10 protein-coding genes and 1 pseudogene are annotated in these 18759 nt (G+C 29.0%); 8 read left to right on the top strand and 3 right to left on the bottom strand.

The features are described from left to right. Position 1: 1 nt before the first annotated feature. The 4 genes and pseudogenes from AC1B00_RS00335 (at position 2) to AC1B00_RS00320 (ending at position 4139) form a co-directional block, all read left to right on the top strand. A complete protein-coding gene (locus AC1B00_RS00335) occupies positions 2–1942 on the top strand; it encodes an HD domain-containing phosphohydrolase (protein WP_488847592.1) in 1941 nt (646 codons plus the stop codon). A gap of 175 nt (positions 1943–2117) precedes the next feature. Further along, positions 2118–2876, top strand: a pseudogene (locus tag AC1B00_RS00330) (PAS domain-containing protein); the annotation flags it as partial. A gap of 24 nt (positions 2877–2900) precedes the next feature. Beyond that, positions 2901–3404 (top strand): methyl-accepting chemotaxis protein, encoded by a 504-nt coding sequence (locus AC1B00_RS00325; RefSeq protein ID WP_239818534.1) that lies wholly within the window; start codon positions 2901–2903, stop codon positions 3402–3404. Positions 3405–3530: 126 nt separating this feature from the next. Further along, on the top strand, positions 3531–4139 hold the full coding sequence (locus AC1B00_RS00320) for a hypothetical protein (protein ID WP_488847591.1): 609 nt from the start codon (positions 3531–3533) through the stop codon (positions 4137–4139). A 572-nt stretch (positions 4140–4711) separates the two neighbouring features. Here the strand turns inward: AC1B00_RS00320 and AC1B00_RS00315 are convergent. Then, positions 4712–7321 carry a valine--tRNA ligase gene (locus AC1B00_RS00315; RefSeq protein ID WP_488847589.1) on the bottom strand — a complete coding sequence of 870 codons (2610 nt, stop codon included), beginning with the start codon at positions 7319–7321 and terminating at the stop codon, positions 4712–4714. Between the two features lie 104 nt (positions 7322–7425). Between AC1B00_RS00315 and AC1B00_RS00310 the strand changes: the two genes are divergently transcribed. Together AC1B00_RS00310 and AC1B00_RS00305 are read left to right on the top strand one after the other, a co-directional pair. Then, positions 7426–9282, top strand: coding sequence for an LTA synthase family protein (locus AC1B00_RS00310; RefSeq protein ID WP_488847588.1), 1857 nt, complete (start codon positions 7426–7428; stop codon positions 9280–9282). After that, positions 9275–11287, top strand: a complete 2013-nt coding sequence (locus AC1B00_RS00305) for an ATP-dependent helicase (RefSeq protein ID WP_488847587.1) — start codon at positions 9275–9277, stop codon at positions 11285–11287. The genes AC1B00_RS00310 and AC1B00_RS00305 overlap by 8 nt, the downstream gene beginning before the upstream one ends. A gap of 73 nt (positions 11288–11360) precedes the next feature. On the opposite strand, the gene AC1B00_RS00300 is transcribed toward AC1B00_RS00305, so the two are convergent. Further along, positions 11361–12773 (bottom strand): alanine/glycine:cation symporter family protein, encoded by a 1413-nt coding sequence (locus AC1B00_RS00300; RefSeq protein WP_488847767.1) that lies wholly within the window; start codon positions 12771–12773, stop codon positions 11361–11363. A 388-nt stretch (positions 12774–13161) separates the two neighbouring features. On the opposite strand from AC1B00_RS00300, the gene AC1B00_RS00295 reads away from it, so the two are divergent. Both AC1B00_RS00295 and AC1B00_RS00290 read left to right on the top strand, forming a co-directional pair. Next, entirely contained in the window at positions 13162–14370 is a 1209-nt protein-coding gene (locus AC1B00_RS00295) for an aromatic amino acid transport family protein (RefSeq protein ID WP_239818405.1), read from the top strand. After that, entirely contained in the window at positions 14367–15731 is a 1365-nt protein-coding gene (locus AC1B00_RS00290; RefSeq protein ID WP_488847586.1) for an L-serine ammonia-lyase, read from the top strand. The genes AC1B00_RS00295 and AC1B00_RS00290 overlap by 4 nt, the downstream gene beginning before the upstream one ends. Before the next feature lie 101 nt (positions 15732–15832). Here AC1B00_RS00290 and AC1B00_RS00285 read toward each other — a convergent pair whose 3' ends face one another. Continuing rightward, positions 15833–18565 (bottom strand): FAD-binding and (Fe-S)-binding domain-containing protein, encoded by a 2733-nt coding sequence (locus AC1B00_RS00285; RefSeq protein ID WP_488847585.1) that lies wholly within the window; start codon positions 18563–18565, stop codon positions 15833–15835. Positions 18566–18759 lie beyond the last annotated feature (194 nt).

Genomic DNA, 18759 nt, shown 5'->3' with positions numbered 1-18759 from the left:
AATGAATATTTTTAACACACATAGAATAGTTTTTGAAGGCTCATCTGTTAGTAAATATTTAAGCGATAATCTAACTTGTATTCAATTTAGTTTAAGTGGCGTTATTGATGCAGGTTTTTTACCTAAACCAACAAATGACAATTTTATAAAACATGTATTCATATCTCATACTCATTTAGACCATATTTGTGCTATTGCTTTATATGTTGATAATTATTTTCTAAAACTTCAAGATAGTATTTGCCTATACGCAAGTAGAGAAAGCATACAAAGCTTAAAAGATCACTTTTTTAATAATAAAATTTGGCCTGATTTTTCTAAAATCAAACTTGCTAATGGAAAATATGCAATCACTTATAAAGAAATAAATATAGGTGATAAAATATTAATAGATGATGTTTATATTGAACCTGTTATGAGCTATCATTCAGAGGGTAGCTATGGCTTTATTATGAGCTACGGAAACGATAGTATATATTTTACATCAGATACTTATTATCATGAAGGAATAGTTGAATTAATTAACTCAAGAAAAGATATTAAGCAAGTTATTGCAGATGTTAGTTTTGATTCAAGTTATGAAAAACTAGCAAGAGATTCAAAACATTTAACCCCTAAACTACTTAAAAAAATCCAAGATGAAACAAGAAAAGATGTAATTTTCCATGTTTATCACATTAAATATTGTTTTAAAGAAAGAATTGAAGAAGAATTAAAAGAGCTAGATATTTTAAAAGAATATGGAATGATTATCAAAAACGGCTCGTTTATGCAGTTTAATACAAACTACAATAGCGATAAAGCCGTAATCAATGTATTAAAAAGACATAATCTAGACCAAGAGCAAAAACTTGAAACCATTCTTGAATGCTTTTCACAAATTTCTAAAAATTCAGATTCAAGAGCGAACCTAAATACTTTAGGAACAATGGTTAAGCAAAACATTCAAGCTGATAGATGTAGTGTATGGTTTATAGATAATGAAAGAAAAGAATACTACACATTACACGCTGATGGCGTAAATGAAATAAGAGTTCCTTTTGGAAAAGGTATTGTTGGTCGTGTAATTGAAACAAAAGAAGCTATATTAGAAAATAACCCTAAGAGTAATCCATATTTTGATAGCACAAACGACGAAAGAACAAAATATAGCACTAAATCAATTCTAGCAATGCCTATTTTAAATAGCGAGCATGAAGTAATAGGAGTATTTCAAGCTTTAAATAAACTAACAAATATTAATAATAACTTTGATAAAGATGACTTAGATTATTTAAGAATTGCAGCTGATTATTCTGGCAAAATCTATGAAGGTATGAAGTTTCAAGAAGATATCCTAAACGCTCAAAAAGACCTAATCTACTCAATTGCTGAAATGGTTGAGAGCAAAAGCGAAGAAACAGGAAATCATGTAAAAAGAGTTGGAAAAATTAGTGAAGCAATAGCAAGACAAATGGGACTAAGTGAAGAAGAAGTAACACTTATAAGCTATGGAGCACCTACTCATGATATAGGTAAGATAGGAATTCCTGATGCGATACTTAATAAGCCAGGAAGACTTGACGAACAAGAGTTTAAAACAATGCAAAAACATGCTCAAATTGGTTATGAAATGCTACATAGATTTAAGGGTAAAATCATGGAAGCAGCAGCAATCATAGCTCACGAACACCATGAAAAATTTGCGGGTGGTGGCTATCCTATGGGTAAAAAAGGTGAAGATATTCATATTTATGCAAGAATTGTTTCATTAGCTGATGTGTTTGATGCTCTAGCAAGTGATAGATGCTATAAAAAAGCTTGGCCTTTAGATGAAGTTTGCAAATACATTAGCGATAATTCAGGTTTTCAGTTTGACCCCAAGGTTGTTGAAGCATTTTTTGCTTGTAAAGAAGAAATATTCGCAATCAAAGAAAAATACAAAGATGTTTATAAAGGATAATTTAGGAATTTGTTTTATCAAATTCCTAAAAGATTATCATTAAATACTAATAATAAATTAAAAAATATTCAATAAAAACAAAATTTAAAAAACAATAAAAATTATTATTATTTTTTTATACAACTTTAAGTAAAAATACATATAATCGCCCATTTTTTAAAATAGGAGTAAAAATATGTTTTTTAAAAATAACAAGGATAATACCGAAAAATTATCGCTTGAGTTAAAAGATAAACAAGCTATATTAAAAGCTATTTATGGCGAAATGGCTATTATAGAATTTGATGTTAAAGGCAATATTGTTGATGCAAATGAGCATTTTTTAAAGGCTACAAAATATACTTTAGCAGAGATTAAAGGAAAGCATCATAGAATGTTTTGCGATAGCTCTTATGTTAATTCAAGTGCTTATCCTATGTTTTGGCAAGAATTATCAAGAAATATTCCACAAAGTGGCTTATTCAAAAGATTTACAAAAGATAAAAACGCAATTTATTTAGAAGCAAACTATCTTCCAATAGCAGATGAAAATAATCAAGTTTATAAGGTTATAAAATTTGCAGCCGATGTTACAGAGCACGAAAATGAGCTTTTAGATTTAAAAAATACAATTAATGCTGCAAGCAAATCAATGGCTTTAATTGAGTTTGATCCAAATGGAGAAATCCTAGATGCAAACGAAAACTTTTTAAATACTATGCATTATAGAAAAAATGAAATTGTAGGCAAACACCATTCAATGTTTTGTGATGAAGAATATGTAAAAAGCAGTGCATATAGAAAATTCTGGGATGACTTAAAAAGTGGTATTTTTCAATCAGGACAATTCATTAGATATAGCAAGGATAAAACCCCTGTATATTTAGAAGCTAGTTATAATCCTGTTTATAATCAAGAAGGTAAGGTTTATAAGGTAATCAAGTTTGCAAGTGATGTTAGCAGACAAGTTATAAGAGATATGAATAAGAACAAAATCGTAAGCGAACTAGCACAAAAGAACGATGAAAGCACCGATGAAGGTAGTAAAGTAATAGCAAAAAGCGTTAAAAACGTTCAAGAAATAGCTGAGATTATGAATGAAAGTAGCGAGTTAGTTCATTCTTTAAATATTCAATCAGATGAGATCGTATCAGTTATTCAAACCATTAAAGACATTGCAGAGCAAACAAATCTATTAGCACTAAATGCTGCTATTGAGGCGGCTCGTGCGGGTGAGCATGGTAGGGGCTTTGCTGTGGTTGCTGATGAGGTTAGAAAACTAGCTGAACGCACAGCAACATCAATTAACGAAATCACAATGACAATTAATTCTATTAGAAATGTAAGTGCAAGCGTGGTTGAAAGTATTAGCAAAAGCATAGCTCAAGTAAATGAAAGTGTAAATCTAGCAAATACAGCTAATGATTGTATGAATAAAATCAAAGAAAGCTCAAGAGAAGTAGCTAAAGCAATGGAGCAATAATAATTTCAAAGAATTTGAAATAGGAATTAAAAACCTAATTCAAATTCTTTCTTCTAAATTATCTACAAATTTTATAACTCTTATCAAATATAATAAATAAAATATAAAAATACTAAAAGGCTTTAAATGCTTTCTTTTATTAAAGAATTAATAAAAAAATCTTTATTTGTTGGTTTGTGTGTGGCGTTTTCGGTTTTAGCCCTTGTTGGCATTCCAATACTCATTATGATTTTAAATGATTTTTATAGTGAATATTTTAATTCAACTTATGATAAATTTCTTAAAACTAAAAAAGAGCTTTGCTCTCTTGAAAGGCAATTAGAAGTAGAAGGTTATACATCATTTTGGGATTTTAAAAATAAGTATACAAATTATAAACATGATTATTCTAAAAGCGGATATAAATGTAATTTAGAAAAAGAAGAAAAATATAAAAGAGCAATTGTAAATTATTTTAAATTAAGTAATGCAAAAATATATGAAGTGCAAAATCATAATAGCATTGATGAAGTTAAATCTCTTAAAACTTTAGATAATTTAGAATTAAAAGAAGTTAATGAATTTAACAATAATCTAGTATTTTTTTACGATGAATTTTTTGATAAAAATTCATTTCAATTTATAGATGGATATAAAATGCATGTAATTTCATATAACTCATATACTAAAGAAAAAGAAGAGAGAGAATATTATATAGATGGGTGTGGTTATGTAATCCCAACATATAAATTATAAAATACAATTCAGAAGACATAATGGCTGAAATAAAATCAATGCTTCTTACCCTGCACTATTTGAAATTTTAATTTTGCTAGTTTTATAAGAATTAAGGGTACTAAAATCAATAAAGGCTTTTATTGTGATTTGCTTTAAGATTTTAATTTATTTTTATATAAAATATACTATTAAGAAAACAAAATTATGTTAAAAAACATTTACAGGCTTTAACGATATTGCAAGGATAATTGAAAAATAAGAATTTGAAATTCCTATTTCAAATTCTTTAAAATTTTAAGTAAAAACTATTGATAATCATTATTAGCTCGGAATAAACCACCCAAACCACCTAAATCCAACCTAGCTAAGCAATAAGTGCTGGAATTAAAAGAAATACTAAAGTAGTTAAAACTTATATTTAAGTATTTAAAAATAAAAGAATTTGAATTAGAAATTTAAAAACAATATTTAGACTTTATAAAGTTAAAAAGCTAATTCCTATTTCGTAATTCTTAAGATTTTAATACTTAAAAATCAAGGGAATTTTAAATAGGAAATTAAATATTTGCTAAGCAAAAGCCTAGCAAATATTAACCTAGAGCGTTTAGCTCGTTATTTATTGCTTCAAGCTCTTTACTTGCACTCTCAAGCGCTGCTTTGTTTTGTTCTACAACTTCTTTTGGAGCGTTTGCTACGAACTTTTCATTGCTTAGCATTTTGTTTAGCTTTTCATACTCTGCTAGAACTTTTTTGCGTTTATTTTCTAGCTTTGCTTTCATTTCGTTAAGTGCTGAGCTATCTACAAAAATAGCGGTTTTTAAGTTCGTGCTTACATTTACACTAAAGCTTTCCTTTACATTTTCGCTTTGCTCTAAAACTCCCACTTTAGCTAATTTTGCGATAAGTTTTAGATAATACTTATCAAATTTATGCTCGCTAATAATTTGGGCTGGAGCGTTTTTATCCGTGATATTTGCTGTTTTTTTGATACTTCTTAGGCTGTTAATCGCTTCTTTGCAAAGCTCGTAGTTTTTGATAATTTGCTCTTCTATGGCTTGAATTTCGCTAACTTCAGGGTATTTTTCAACCATAATTGAGCCATTTTCAAAAATACTTGTCCCACTTAATTTATGATATAAATACTCACTAATAAACGGCATAAATGGGCTAAGTAATTTCATAGCATTTAAAAACACGCTTGCAAGCTCGTTTATACTTGTCTCATCAGCCTTGCTAAACTCTATACCATAGTCGCAAAACTCATCCCATAAAAACTTATAAATATTCATAGCAGCATCGTTAAATCTATATTCATCAAGGTTTTTACGAGTTTCATTTACACACTTTTGAAACTCTGCGTTTATATAAATACCTAATGTTGTTTTATAACTATCTAGTATTTTGTAATCTTTACCTTTAAGTAGTAAGAAATTTACCGCATTATAAAGCTTGTTTGTGAAGTTGCGAACCAAAATCATTCTATCTTCACTCATTCTTATGTCTCTTCCTTGAACGGCTAAAAGTGCTAAAGTAAAGCGTAAAATGTCAGCGCTATATTTATCAATGCTATCAAGTGGGTCAATTACATTGCCTTTGCTTTTACTCATTTTTTGCCCGTTTTCATCTTTTACAAGTGCGTGAAGATAAATGTCTTTAAATGGGATTTCGCCTAGTTCATTTTCACTTTGAAATAGCATTCTGCATACCCAAAAAAAGAGTATATCAAAGCCTGTAATTAAAAGTGAGTTTGGATAAAAGTCTTTTATATCGCTTTCATTCCATAGTGTGCCTTTACCAAAATCGCCGTTGTTATAACCTAGAGTTGAAAACGCCCAAAGCCCCGAGCTAAACCAAGTATCAAGAACATCTTTATCTTGAGTAATGCTTTCGCAGCCACATTTTTCGCATTTTTCTACCTTGCTCTCGTCTACATGAATATGCTCACACTCATCACAATAATAAACAGGGATTTGATGACCCCACCAAAGCTGCCTACTTATACACCAAGGGCGAAGCTCACGCATCCACGCATTAAAACTATTTATCCAATGAGCTGGATAAAACTTAGCATCACCATTATTTACCTTTTCTATAACTTTTGTTGCGATATCAGTTTTTACAAACCATTGTTTAGAAATGTATGGTTCAACGATGTTTTTACAGCGATAACAATGCCCAACTTGATTTGCATAATCTTCTATTTTTTCAATAAAGCCAAGTTCGTTTAATTTATCAACTACTATTTTTCTAGCCTCAAGCCTTTCAAGTCCAGCAAACTCAGCACAATGTTCGTTTAAAATCCCATTTTCATCAAAAATAGTTAAAAACTCTAGATTATGTCTAAGTCCTACTTCATAGTCGTTATTATCATGTGCTGGAGTTACTTTTACAATTCCTGTTCCAAAGCTCATATCAACATGACTATCAGCTATGATTTTAATTTTGCGATTTATGATAGGTAATGTAACTTCCTTGCCAACTAAGTGCTTATATCTTTCATCATCTGGATTTACCATTACAGCAGTATCTCCAAAATATGTCTCAGGTCTAGTAGTTGCAACTACTAAATAATCCTTATCATTTAAAAAATACCTTATGTGATAAAGTTTGCCTTTGTTTTCTTCGTATTCAACTTCAATATCGCTTAATGCTCCATCTTTGGTGCACCAGTTTATCATTCTGTTGTTTTGTTCAATTAGACCTTTATTATAAAGGTCCACAAAAGCTTTTTTAACAGCGTTTTGAAGTCCCTCATCCATAGTAAAACGAAGCCTTGAAAAGGCTGGAGTTATTCCTAAAGCTTGCATTTGCTTAACTATTGCTCCACCGCTTTGCTCTTTCCACTCCCAAACTTTTTCTATGAACTTTTCACGGCCTAGCTCTTCTTTTTTAATGCCTTTTGCTAAAAGTTGCTTTTCAACCACATTTTGAGTAGCAATTCCTGCATGGTCTAAGCCTGGTTGATAAAGCACCTTATATCCATCCATTCTTTTATATCTTGTCATAATATCTTGAAGTGTAAAAGTAAGTGCGTGTCCGATATGTAAAACGCCTGTAACATTTGGCGGTGGCATCATAATGGCAAAATTTTTACCTTTTTCTTGGATATTTTTATTTCCATCTATTTCAAAATAGCCTTTTTGCTTACAAAATTCATAATAATCTTTTTCAATTTCTTTTGGATTGTAAAAATCGCTCATAAATAATCCTTAAAATGTATATTTTCGCCCATTTTATTAATTTTTGCTTATTTTTAGGTTATTTTGCTAGACTTTTTGGCTTTATTTTTTGAAAGGTTGTTTTTATGAATTTGCTAATTCGTTCTTTTTTAGTTTTTATATTTTACTTATTTACTTGTTTTTTCTTTAGAATTTCATTTATTATAATGTTTTATGAAAAAACAATGAAATCTCAAGATATTTTTACTGCTATATACGATGGCATGAGATTTGATTTACAATTTTGCTCTGGCTTTATTGGGGCTTATTATTTATTTTCTTTACTAATGCTAAGATTTAGTTTTAATAAATTTGTCTCTAAATTTATTTTCAATATAGAGATATTTGTTATTGCTTTTATAAATCTTATGTTTTTTATATATTTTGGTATTTTTAGAAGTAATTTTGATAGTAATTTATTTTTATTTAAACATGAAGAAATAAGTCAGCTATTAAGCATAGCAATAAACGATAATCTAGGTATTTTACCTGCTACTATTGTATTTTTACTTTTTATATTATTAGCAAATAAGTTTCACAATTCTTTATTTTCTATAAAAAAAGATAAAAAGTTAAATTACAAGCAAATAGCTTTCAGTTTTTTATTTGTAATTTGTTTTGTCTTGTTTGGTATTAATCAAAAATTCTCATTTACACAAAAAATTCTTTTTGATGTTATAAAAGCACAAGACAATTATATACTTCAAAGCAGTCTACTAGGACATATGAAAGGGTTTTTTATAGCTGTAAGAAAAGAAATGAAGAAAAAAAATATAGATTTTGCTTATTTTAATATAGGCACCCCAAAAGAAGCTGCATGTAAATCTTTTGACATAAATCCTTGCAACGGCAAAATAAATTTGTATGAATATATAAAGCATGTAAAAAATGATGAATTAGCCATAAAACCACGCAAAATTTACTATATTATAAGCGAAAGCCTATCAGATTGGGTGATGGATGATAAATTTAGTGAGCTTTTTAGCGATATTCAAAACTTTGCTAAAAGTAAAGCTACATATATAAAAGCATTAGAGAATGCCAATAGTGCAGCACAAAGCTTACAATTACAATTTTTGGGTATATATTTTAACGAAGAAGATAATTTATACTATTATAACAAAATAATTACCCCTAAAACTTCTTTAGCTAGTCATTTTAATAAAATAGGATATGAATCATTTTTTTATATGGGAAATACTAAAAACTGGAGTAATGTAGGAGATCTTGGAAAAAAAACAGGCTTCATAAATGAACATCATAAAGATAATATGATTACTTGGGCAAAAAAACACAATCTAAAAGAGCCATTGTATACCGATATGGGAGTATTGGATGATGTGGCATTAGAGTACTTGGCTGAAAACTCAAAAGATAATAGTTTTAATGTTTTAATGACTATTACTAATCACAAGATTTATGATCTAGCTTTTATGCAAAAAAATGATTTTGATATTCCATTTGATAAGATAGAAAAATTAAGCAAAAAATATAAAAACGAATTAGCTACAATTTATTGGTATCAAAAAACTTTAATTAATTGGATAGAAAAAACAGCTGCTAAAGAGCCTGATAGCTTATTTATTATCACAGGTGATCATTATGGAAGGTTTAATATAGATGATAATAATGATTTATTAACTACTCATACAGTGCCTGTCATAATGTATTATCCAAAAGCTAAAATTTATCCAACTTGTAAGATAACAAATCATCTTGATATAGCAGCAAGTATTATTAATCTAGTAGCAGAAAAAGGATATGAATATGTAAGCTTTGGAACTCCATGCTTTAGTTTAGAAGAAAAAGAAATTTTAGCTAACAATAAATATGGTTTTGGTATAGAATTTGAAAACGGAAAATTAACTAGCGGGGGGAGGTATTTACAAAGACTTCAAGCCCTTTCTTGGTATTTAGTATATAAAGGAAACATAATTGAATAAATTAAATGAAGAACAATTTGCTGCTGTTAATGCAAAATCAGGCAGTAATTTAATAATAGCAAGTGCAGGAACAGGTAAAACAAGCACCATAGTTGCTAGAATTGAAAAGTTATTAAACGACGGTGCAAAGCCTAATACCATTATGCTCCTTACTTTTACAAATAAAGCTGCAAAAGAAATGATGGCAAGACTTGAAAAAAAGCTCGGCTCAAGCAAGATAAAAGGCATAATAAGTGGGACTTTTCATGCAATTAGCTTAGAGTATTTAAAAAAACATAAAGAAATTAATCTTAAAAAAAATTCAGAACTTAGAGCCTTGCTTAAAAGTATTTATGAAAAATACAATCCTAATCGTGATGATTTATTTGATTATTCATACTTAGCTGATATTTATTCAAGGTTTAATAATACTAATTTAGTTGATGATTTTCGTGGATATTTAAAGCAAAATTATGAAGAGCAAAGCGATAATATTAATTTTTATTGCAAGGTTTTAGATGAATTTAACGAGCAAAAAAAAGCTCATAATTATTATGATTTTGATGATTTATTGCTAAATGCTAAAGATTTTTTTAAAAATGATTATAAAGATGAGCCTTTTTATGAAGTTTTAGTAGATGAATATCAAGATACTAATAATCTTCAAAGCGCTATTTTAGACGCAATTCCTAAAAAATCTTTATTTTGCGTGGGTGATTATGATCAAAGTATTTATGCTTTTAATGGTGCAAATATTGAAATTATAGGTAGTTTTAAAGACAGATATAAAAACGCTAATATTTATTCACTTAACAAAAATTATAGAAGTCTTAGCAATATTTTAGAGTTTGCAAATAGAGTTATTACAAAAAATGAAAGGCTTTATCCAAAAGAACTAATAGTTACAAGAGATGATGCGATAAAGCCTATAAAATTACATAGTTTTAATTTAGCTAACGAACAATATGAATTTATTGCTAACGATATTTTATCCAAGCTTCAAATAAAGCCAAAGAGCGATATAGCAGTTATTTATCGTAATAATTCAAGCGGGGATTTAATAGAACGCTCATTAAAATTAAAAGGTATAAAAGTAGCTAGAAAAGGCGGAACTAGTTTTTGTGAACTAAAAGAAATAAATACCTTAATAAACTTAGCAAATCTAACCAATAAAAATAGCGATATATTAAGCTTTTTAGGGATTTTATTAGAGAGCAAAGGCGTTGGAAATGCTAAAGTAAATATTATTTATAAGGCTTTTTTAGAGCTTGGAAATGGCTCGTTACTAGAAGGGATTTTAAGACCTATTAAAAAAGATAGATATGATTTTTTAGCTAAAAGCGATGAAGCTTTTGGGCTTTTTGCAAGCACACAAAATGAAGCAAAGCAAAATGAATTTAGCTTTTTAGCAAGTGACTTTAAACATAATCCTGTTTTATTATTAAAAGAACTAAAGTTTGATAATGTAACCTTTTTAGAAGAATTATATAAGTTTTTAAAAGAAAATGAAAACATTGATAATCCTAGTATTTTGCTAAAAAACGCATATTCATCTAAGATTTTTAGTCTAATTATAAATAATATTGCAGCAAAGCGTTCTTTTAAAGGCGCAAAAATCGTAAATGAGATAAAAGAGCAAAAACTAGAAAATATCAAAAATAATTGTAAATATATTTTAGAAGATGCGAAAAATTACAATACTTTTAAAGATTTTTATGAAAAAACGATTTTAAATATTGATTATGAAAGTACAAAAGGAGTGCAACTTCTAACTGTTCATGCAAGCAAGGGCTTAGAATTTGAAATCGTGTATTTAATAGATTTAGCACAAGGAAGATTTCCAAATCTAAAGCTTAGCAAAAGTGCTGGTGGAATTGATGAAGAAAGAAGATTGTTTTATGTAGCACTTACAAGAGCAAAAGATGAGCTTATTATGAGTTGGGCAAAAAGACAAAGCGAAGATGATAAAAATGATGCTATTCGTTCTATTTTTATAGATGAAGGTAAAAAGCCTGAAAATATTTAAGAATTTAAAATAGGAATTAAAAGCAAATTCCTAATTCAAATTCCAATCTTAAAAGGCATTAAGCCTTTTAAGATTAATCCCAGCACTCAGCGTTTTTAATTCCTAATTTTTTTGCACTAAATGTTGGATCTAGTCCTTTTTTCTTTTGCTCATCATAATCTTTTAAGCATTTAATTAAAACAGGACTTAATAATAAAATCGCAATTATATTAATTGAAGCCATTGCAGCCATTGTAATATCAGCTAAATCCCATGCAACAGCTAAATCAAGCTGAGAACCTATAAACACCATAGCAACTGCACTTATTTTAAATACTAACTCATTTAATTTATTTTTTGTAAGGTTTTTTACGTTTGCATCAGCATAATAAAAGTTACCGATTAATGAAGTAACCGCAAATAAAATAACAGCAAAAGTAATAAAATGAAGTCCCCAAGTGCCATAATACTCAATCATAGATTGTTGAACCATAGGCAAGGCATTTAGAGTTTTTTCGCCTTTGCTTAATTGCTCCATATAGCTAGTAGAAAATAATACTAAAAAGCCAGAGCAAGAACATATAATTAAGTCAATAAATACTGAAAAACTTTGAATAATTCCTTGTTTTACAGGGTGACTTGTGTTTGCCGCTGCTGCTGCGTTTGGAGCTGAACCCATACCTGCTTCGTTTGAAAATAAACCACGCTTAATTCCAATAACTACAACGCTACCTGCAAAACCACCAAAAATAGCTTTAAAATCAAAGGCATTTTCAAATATTAATGAAAAAACAGCAGGTATTTCAGAATAATTCATAATCATAGCAATTAAGCTAAGTAAAATATAAACAAAAGCCATAATAGGAACTATGATTGAGCTTACTTTTCCTAGTGATTTTGAATTAGAGAAAAATAAAGCAAAAGCAACTACGCTTAAAATAATACCTATAATAATACTTGCTGAACTAAAATTATCAGGAAAATATATTGCAAAAGCTGAAGTCATAGTATGGCTTTGAAGTCCATTGAATCCATACGCATAAGTTATTATTAAAATAACAGAAAATAATTTACCAAAAAATCTACTTCCTAAACCTTTTTCAATAAAGTATGCAGGACCTCCGCGAAATCCGTTTTCATCACGGCTTTTGTAAACTTGTGCTAATGTGCTTTCAGCAAAAGCACTTGCGCCTCCAATAAATGCCATTATCCACATCCAAAATAAAGCTCCTGCACCACCAACAACAACAGCCGTGCTAATTCCTGCGATATTTCCTATACCAACTCTTGAAGCTGTTGAAATCATTAAAGCTTCAAAGCTACTAACATCACTTTTATTGTCTTGTTTTTCTTTTAAAAGTGAAATTACATTACCCATTAATCTAAATTGAGCAAAACGAGTGATTATGCTATAAACTACCCCAACGATAATTAAAGCAAACACTAAAAAATAAGTATATAAATAACCATTTATAGTGTCTAAAAATAAATGAATTTCATTTAACAAACTTTGCAAACGCTCTCCTTAATAAAAAATTCAAAAAATCATTATATATAAATTCGAGCGTTTTTGGTAACAATGCTTATTTTTTATCAGCCTTATCTTCACAAGCTATTATTAATCTCTCAAAGGGATTTTTAGATAATTTATCTTTTTTAATTATTTCTTTAATGCTTTTTGGATGAACTAAATTCATAAAATCTCCTTTAAAATTAGTAATATTTTTAAATTATATATTAAAAAAGAAAATAAAAATCATAATCAAAACATATTTTTTAAAACAATGAAGTAATTGTAACCATGAGTAACATTTTTTATAAAATTTCTTGAAAATTTATAAAAATTATATTTTTATAACTAAAATAACGGCTTTAATTTATTTTAAGGAGTAATGATGAAAAAATGGAGCGAGTTTGACAATCGTTGGATGTTTTCATTATTTGGAACTGCAGTAGGTGCTGGGATATTATTCTTACCTATTCGTGCAGGAACGGGTGGCTTTTGGCCTATTGTTTTAATGTGTGTTTTAATTTTTCCGATGACTTATTTATCACATTTATTTCTATCATATTTCGTAGGTTCTACTAAAGGTGGAGATATTACTGATGCTGTGAATAAATACTTTGGTAAAGAAGTAGGAATTGTGATTACATTTTTATACTTTTTTGCAATTTATCCTATTTGTCTTGCTTATGGGGTTGGTATTACAAACACAATAAGCTCATTTATGGTAAATCAGTTAGGTTTAGCTGAGCCAAATCGCTTAATCTTGGCTATTATTTTAATCACTATTATGATGGCTGTAATGTTTACTAATGAAAATTTAGTAACTAAAGTATGTGAGTGGCTTGTTTATCCATTATGCTTAATATTATTTTTATTCTCACTTTATTTAATACCACACTGGAAATTAGGAGTTTTAGGTGAAGTTCCAAGTATTAAAGAATTTATTACTACAATATGGCTTACTTTACCTGTGCTTGTATTTAGTTTCAATCACTCTCCTGCAATTTCAACTTTTAGCTTAAATACTTATAATGAGTATAAAGAAAACTCAGACGCAAAAAGAAAGCAAATATTATTTAATAACGCTACACTTTTATTAGTATTTGTTATGTTTTTTGTATTTTCTTGTATTTTATGCCTTGATAAAAGTGAGTTTGCTATTGCAAGAGATGCAAACATTCCAATTCTTAGCTATTTTGCTAATAAATTTGAAGGAAATATTATAAGCTATGGTGCTCCTGCTGTTGCGTTTTTAGCGATTTTAACTAGCTTTTTTGGACACTATTTTGGTGCTAGAGAAGGCTTAAACGGACTTATTAAAAAAGTAAGTGGAAAAGAAGTTAGTAAAAATAATGCCTTTACAACTATATTTATGTATGTAACTATGATAATAGTTGCATTTTACAATCCTAGTATTTTAGGATTTATAGAAGATTTGGGCGGTCCTATTATTGCTGTTATATTATTTTTAATGCCTGTATATGCGATATACAAAATTCCTGAGCTTAGAACTTACAAAAATGGTGCGGCTTGTTATTTCGTAGCTATTATGGGAATTATCACAATTACTAGCGTAGTTTATAAGATGATATCATGAGTAATTTAAGTATTTTTAAAATCGGTATAGGACCATCAAGCTCGCACACGGTTGGACCTTTTGTAGCAGGAAATGAGTTTTTAAAAGATTTAAATTTAGATGAAATTACAAGAATTAAAGTTACTTTATTTGGCTCTTTATCACTTACTGGTAAAGGGCATTTAAGCGATATTGCTGTAATTTTGGGTCTAAGTGGCTTAAATGTAAAGACAATTAGCGCAAAGCAAAAACAAGAAGTTTTATTAAGATTAAATGAGCGAAAGCTTTTATTGGGCGGAGTAAAAGAGATTGATTTTAATGAAAATAGCGATATTGTATTTTCTAATGAGTTTAAACAATATCACGAAAACGCCCTAACAATAGAAGCATTTGCTAATAATACTTGCATTAAAGCTAAGACTTATTATTCAGTTGGCGGTGGATTTATTAAAAACGAAGATGAAATCAAATGCCAAAGCAATAGCTCTGATGAAAAAAATTACGATTATTCTTTTGATAGTGCGACAGAACTTTTATGGTTATGTAATAAATATAATAAAAATATAGCCGAAATTGCAATGCTTTATGAGCTAAACTTTAATAGCGAAGAATATATAAATAATTATTGCAAAGAGATTTATGAAGCAATGCACGATAGCTTTATAGCAGGTGCTAATTCAAATGAATTAATTTTACCTGGACCAATCAAGCTTAAAAGAAGAGCTCCTGCACTTGCAAAAAAACTTGCATTATTAGGAGATAAACACTTGAATCGTAAAGGTGATTTAGATTTTATTGATTATTTTAGCCTTTATGCTATGAGCGTTTCAGAAGAAAATGCAGCAGGCAATCGTGTAGTAACTGCTCCAACCAATGGAGCTTGTGCGGTTGTTCCTGCTGTGCTTTTATATTTAAAAGAACATGTAAAAAGTATGAGCGAGAAGGACATTAGAGACTTTTTATTAGTATCGATGGCAATAGGTTCATTGTTTAAGAAAAACGCAAGTATTAGTGGAGCTGAAGCTGGTTGTCAAGCAGAAATTGGCTCAGCATCTTCAATGGCGGCAGCTTCGTTTGCATTTAGCATGGGTGCAAGTCCGATTGATTGTTGCTCTGCAGCTGAGATTGCAATGGAGCATCATTTAGGGCTTACTTGCGATCCTGTTGCAGGACTTGTGCAAATACCTTGCATTGAGCGTAATGTATTCGGAGCTATAAAAGCTGTAAGTGCAGCAAAAATGGCTATGGATAGAGAGAGTGCTCCTAGCGTTGGGCTTGATGAAGTAATTAAAACTATGTATGAAACAGGCAAGGATATGGATACAAGATACAAAGAAACAAGCCTTGCAGGTCTAGCTACAAATTATAAGAAATTTTGCTAATTTTTATTTAGAATTTGAATTAGGATTTTTAATTTCCTAATTCAAATTCCCTTGATTTTTAAGTACTAAAATCTAAAGAATTACGAAATAGGAATTAAGACCTATTCACTGCATTCATCTAGCAAATATGCAATGTGTTGCCATGAAATGTTAGTGGCATCACTAAGCCCTACTTCGCAAGTGCTTGAGCTTGAAAACCCTCTTTTAATATTTGTATTTGCATAAAATTTCTTAAAATTATTTGTCGCACTTATATTTAATTTTGGAGTTAAAAAGCCTTTATAACCTGCAAAGCCACAGCAATATGTATCATTATCAAGAACTACATTTTTAGCACACATTTTTGCAAGTTCTATTAAGCTATTTTCAATATGCATTTTTCTAGCAGCACACATTATATAAAGCCCTATTACCTCATCAATTTGTTTAATCTTAAGTCTTGGAGCAATAACCTTATATAAATAATCAGCCAAATCATAAACTTTATGATTTTTAAGCATTTTTGCTGAACATGCACTATGATCAATCACAATATCAGCATTTGCATTTGCTATAAATTCGCTAAGTTTTGCTTCATTTTTACTTTGAATATCTGCATAATTTTCATAAGCTTTACCACAGCATAAGTCATTTGGAGCATAGATTATTCCAATTCCAGCTTTTTTGCATAAGCTTTCAAATACTTCTTGAATGCTTCTTACATCATTCATCTTAGCATTTGGCTTAAAGGCTTTATTTAAGCAACTTGTAAAATAAATAACATTTTCTTTTTGCGTATTGCTCTTATAATTATAATCATTTGCAAGTGGCAAATAATTTCTACTTTGTGGCATAGAAAATGTCGCTAATACATTGTTTAGTTTAAAATTATCAAATTTATTTGCTATTTTTAGTGATGATTTTGCAAGTTTTAAAGTTCTTTGATGATTGTTATAAGCTAAATTACCAATGATTTTTGAAATAGCTCCTTGACTTGCTTTTCTATACTTTAAGCTAAAATCAGCAAAGTTTATTCCTAAAGGACAAACCATAGAGCAAACCCCACAGGCTGCACAGCTAGTATCTACATAAAAATTATAAAGCTTTTTCATCTCTTTTAATTTTTTCTTACTATTAGTATCGTTTAAACTTTCTAAGCTTTTCATTTCTTTAAGCACTGCAATTCTTTGTCTTGGACTTAAAGTAAATTCATTTGAAGGACAAAATCTTTCGCAAAATCCACATTCCATACATAAATTTAGAGCTTCATCAACTAAGCTTGGATTTTTTATATTCTTTTTATAAATATCTTTATCTTTTGTAATAATTACATCAGGATTAAAGATATTATCTTTATCAAAAATCTCTTTTATTTTGCAATTAATCTCATAAGCTTTTTTGCCCCACTCAACTTCTACAAACGGAGCAACCATTCTTCCTGTTCCATGCTCTGCTTTAATACTTCCACCATAGCTTGCTACTACGATTGACATCTTTTCAACTAATTTTGCAAAATTATCAAATTCAGTTTTATCATTTAAATTAGGCGTAATAATAAAGTGAATATTTCCAGCTAGTGCATGACCGAATATTATTCCATCAAAACCAAATTCTAAAAATAAATTCTGGATTTCTTTAATACCCTTTGCTAAATCTTTTACTTCAAAGCAAACATCTTCAGTAATTACCGTTGCATTTGGTTCTCTTTTACTTGCTGCAATAGGTAAAAGTGCTTTTCTAATCTTCCACCATAAATCATATTCATTTTTATCTTTAGAAAAATAAGATTTATAAGTCTTGTTTGAAAGCTCTTTAATCTTTTTTATATTTTCATCTAAGATATTTTCTTTATCGCTTTCGGTTTGAATTAAAACACAGGTATAACCTTGCTTAATATCACTTAAAAGCTCTTTTAATTCATCATAACTACTTGCTGCATTTAAACTTGCATAATCCATAATCTCAGCCGAGTTTATAAAATCGCATTTTGCAAATTCACTAATAGTATTTGCTGCATCTTCTATATTTAGGAAAAATAATAAAGCACAGGCTTTGTAAGGTAAATCATCAATAGTTCTTAACCTTGCTTTGCTGACAAAACCTAAAGTCCCTTCACTTCCTATAAATAAATGAGCTAAAATATCTATTTCATCATCATAATCAACAAAAGCATTTAATGAATATCCTGTGGTATTTTTTATCTTAAACTTACGCTTTATAAGATTATTTAATTCCTCGTCATTTCTAATTTGATTTTTAAGCTCTTTTAATTCATTTAATAAGTTTGCATGAGATTTTTTAAAATCACTAACACTTTTAGCATCAGCAGTATCTAAAATAGTGCCATCATTTAAAATCACTCTAATACTATTTAAAGTCTTATAAGAATTATCCTTTGTCCCACAGCACATACCGCTTGAGTTGTTATTGATTATTCCGCCTATTAAAGCTGAATTAATTGTAGCTGGATCAGGTCCGATTTTTTTAGAAAGCGAGCTTAAAGCCGTATTTGCATGAACGCCAACAACCCCACAGCCAAGTGTGATTTCATCTGCATTTTTGCTTACATTTATTTCTTTAAAAGCATATTTAATAACAACCAAAACACTATCAGTAGAACTTTGACCGCTAAGACTTGTGCCAGCTGCACGAAAATTTAGCGGGGTTTTGTATAGATTTGCTAAGCGAATGATTTCTTTAATCTCTGCTTCACTCTTAGCAATTACTACGATTTTTGGAACATATTTATAACAAGACGCATCAACTCCATAAGCAAAACATCTAAGATAATCATTAAAAATCCTATCTTTAAAAATATACTTTGCTTCATTAAAAAACATTTCATAATTATTCACAACTTCCTCCTAAATAAAGTTAGTGTAATAATAAAACAATTTACTTAAAAAAAGAAAAGAAATACTTTAAAAGATAACGCTAAAGAACTCTTTTTTATTTAAACAAGCTTAGGAATTTCGTTTTGAAATTCCTATTTCAAATTCTTTAAAAAATTATTTAAATTAAGCACAAAATACTTTTATAATTTAAGTTA

Source organism: Campylobacter sp. DY7 (genome assembly GCF_057802535.1).
Note: the sequence above shows the minus strand (reverse complement) of the source record. Positions and strands in the feature narration are given on the sequence as shown.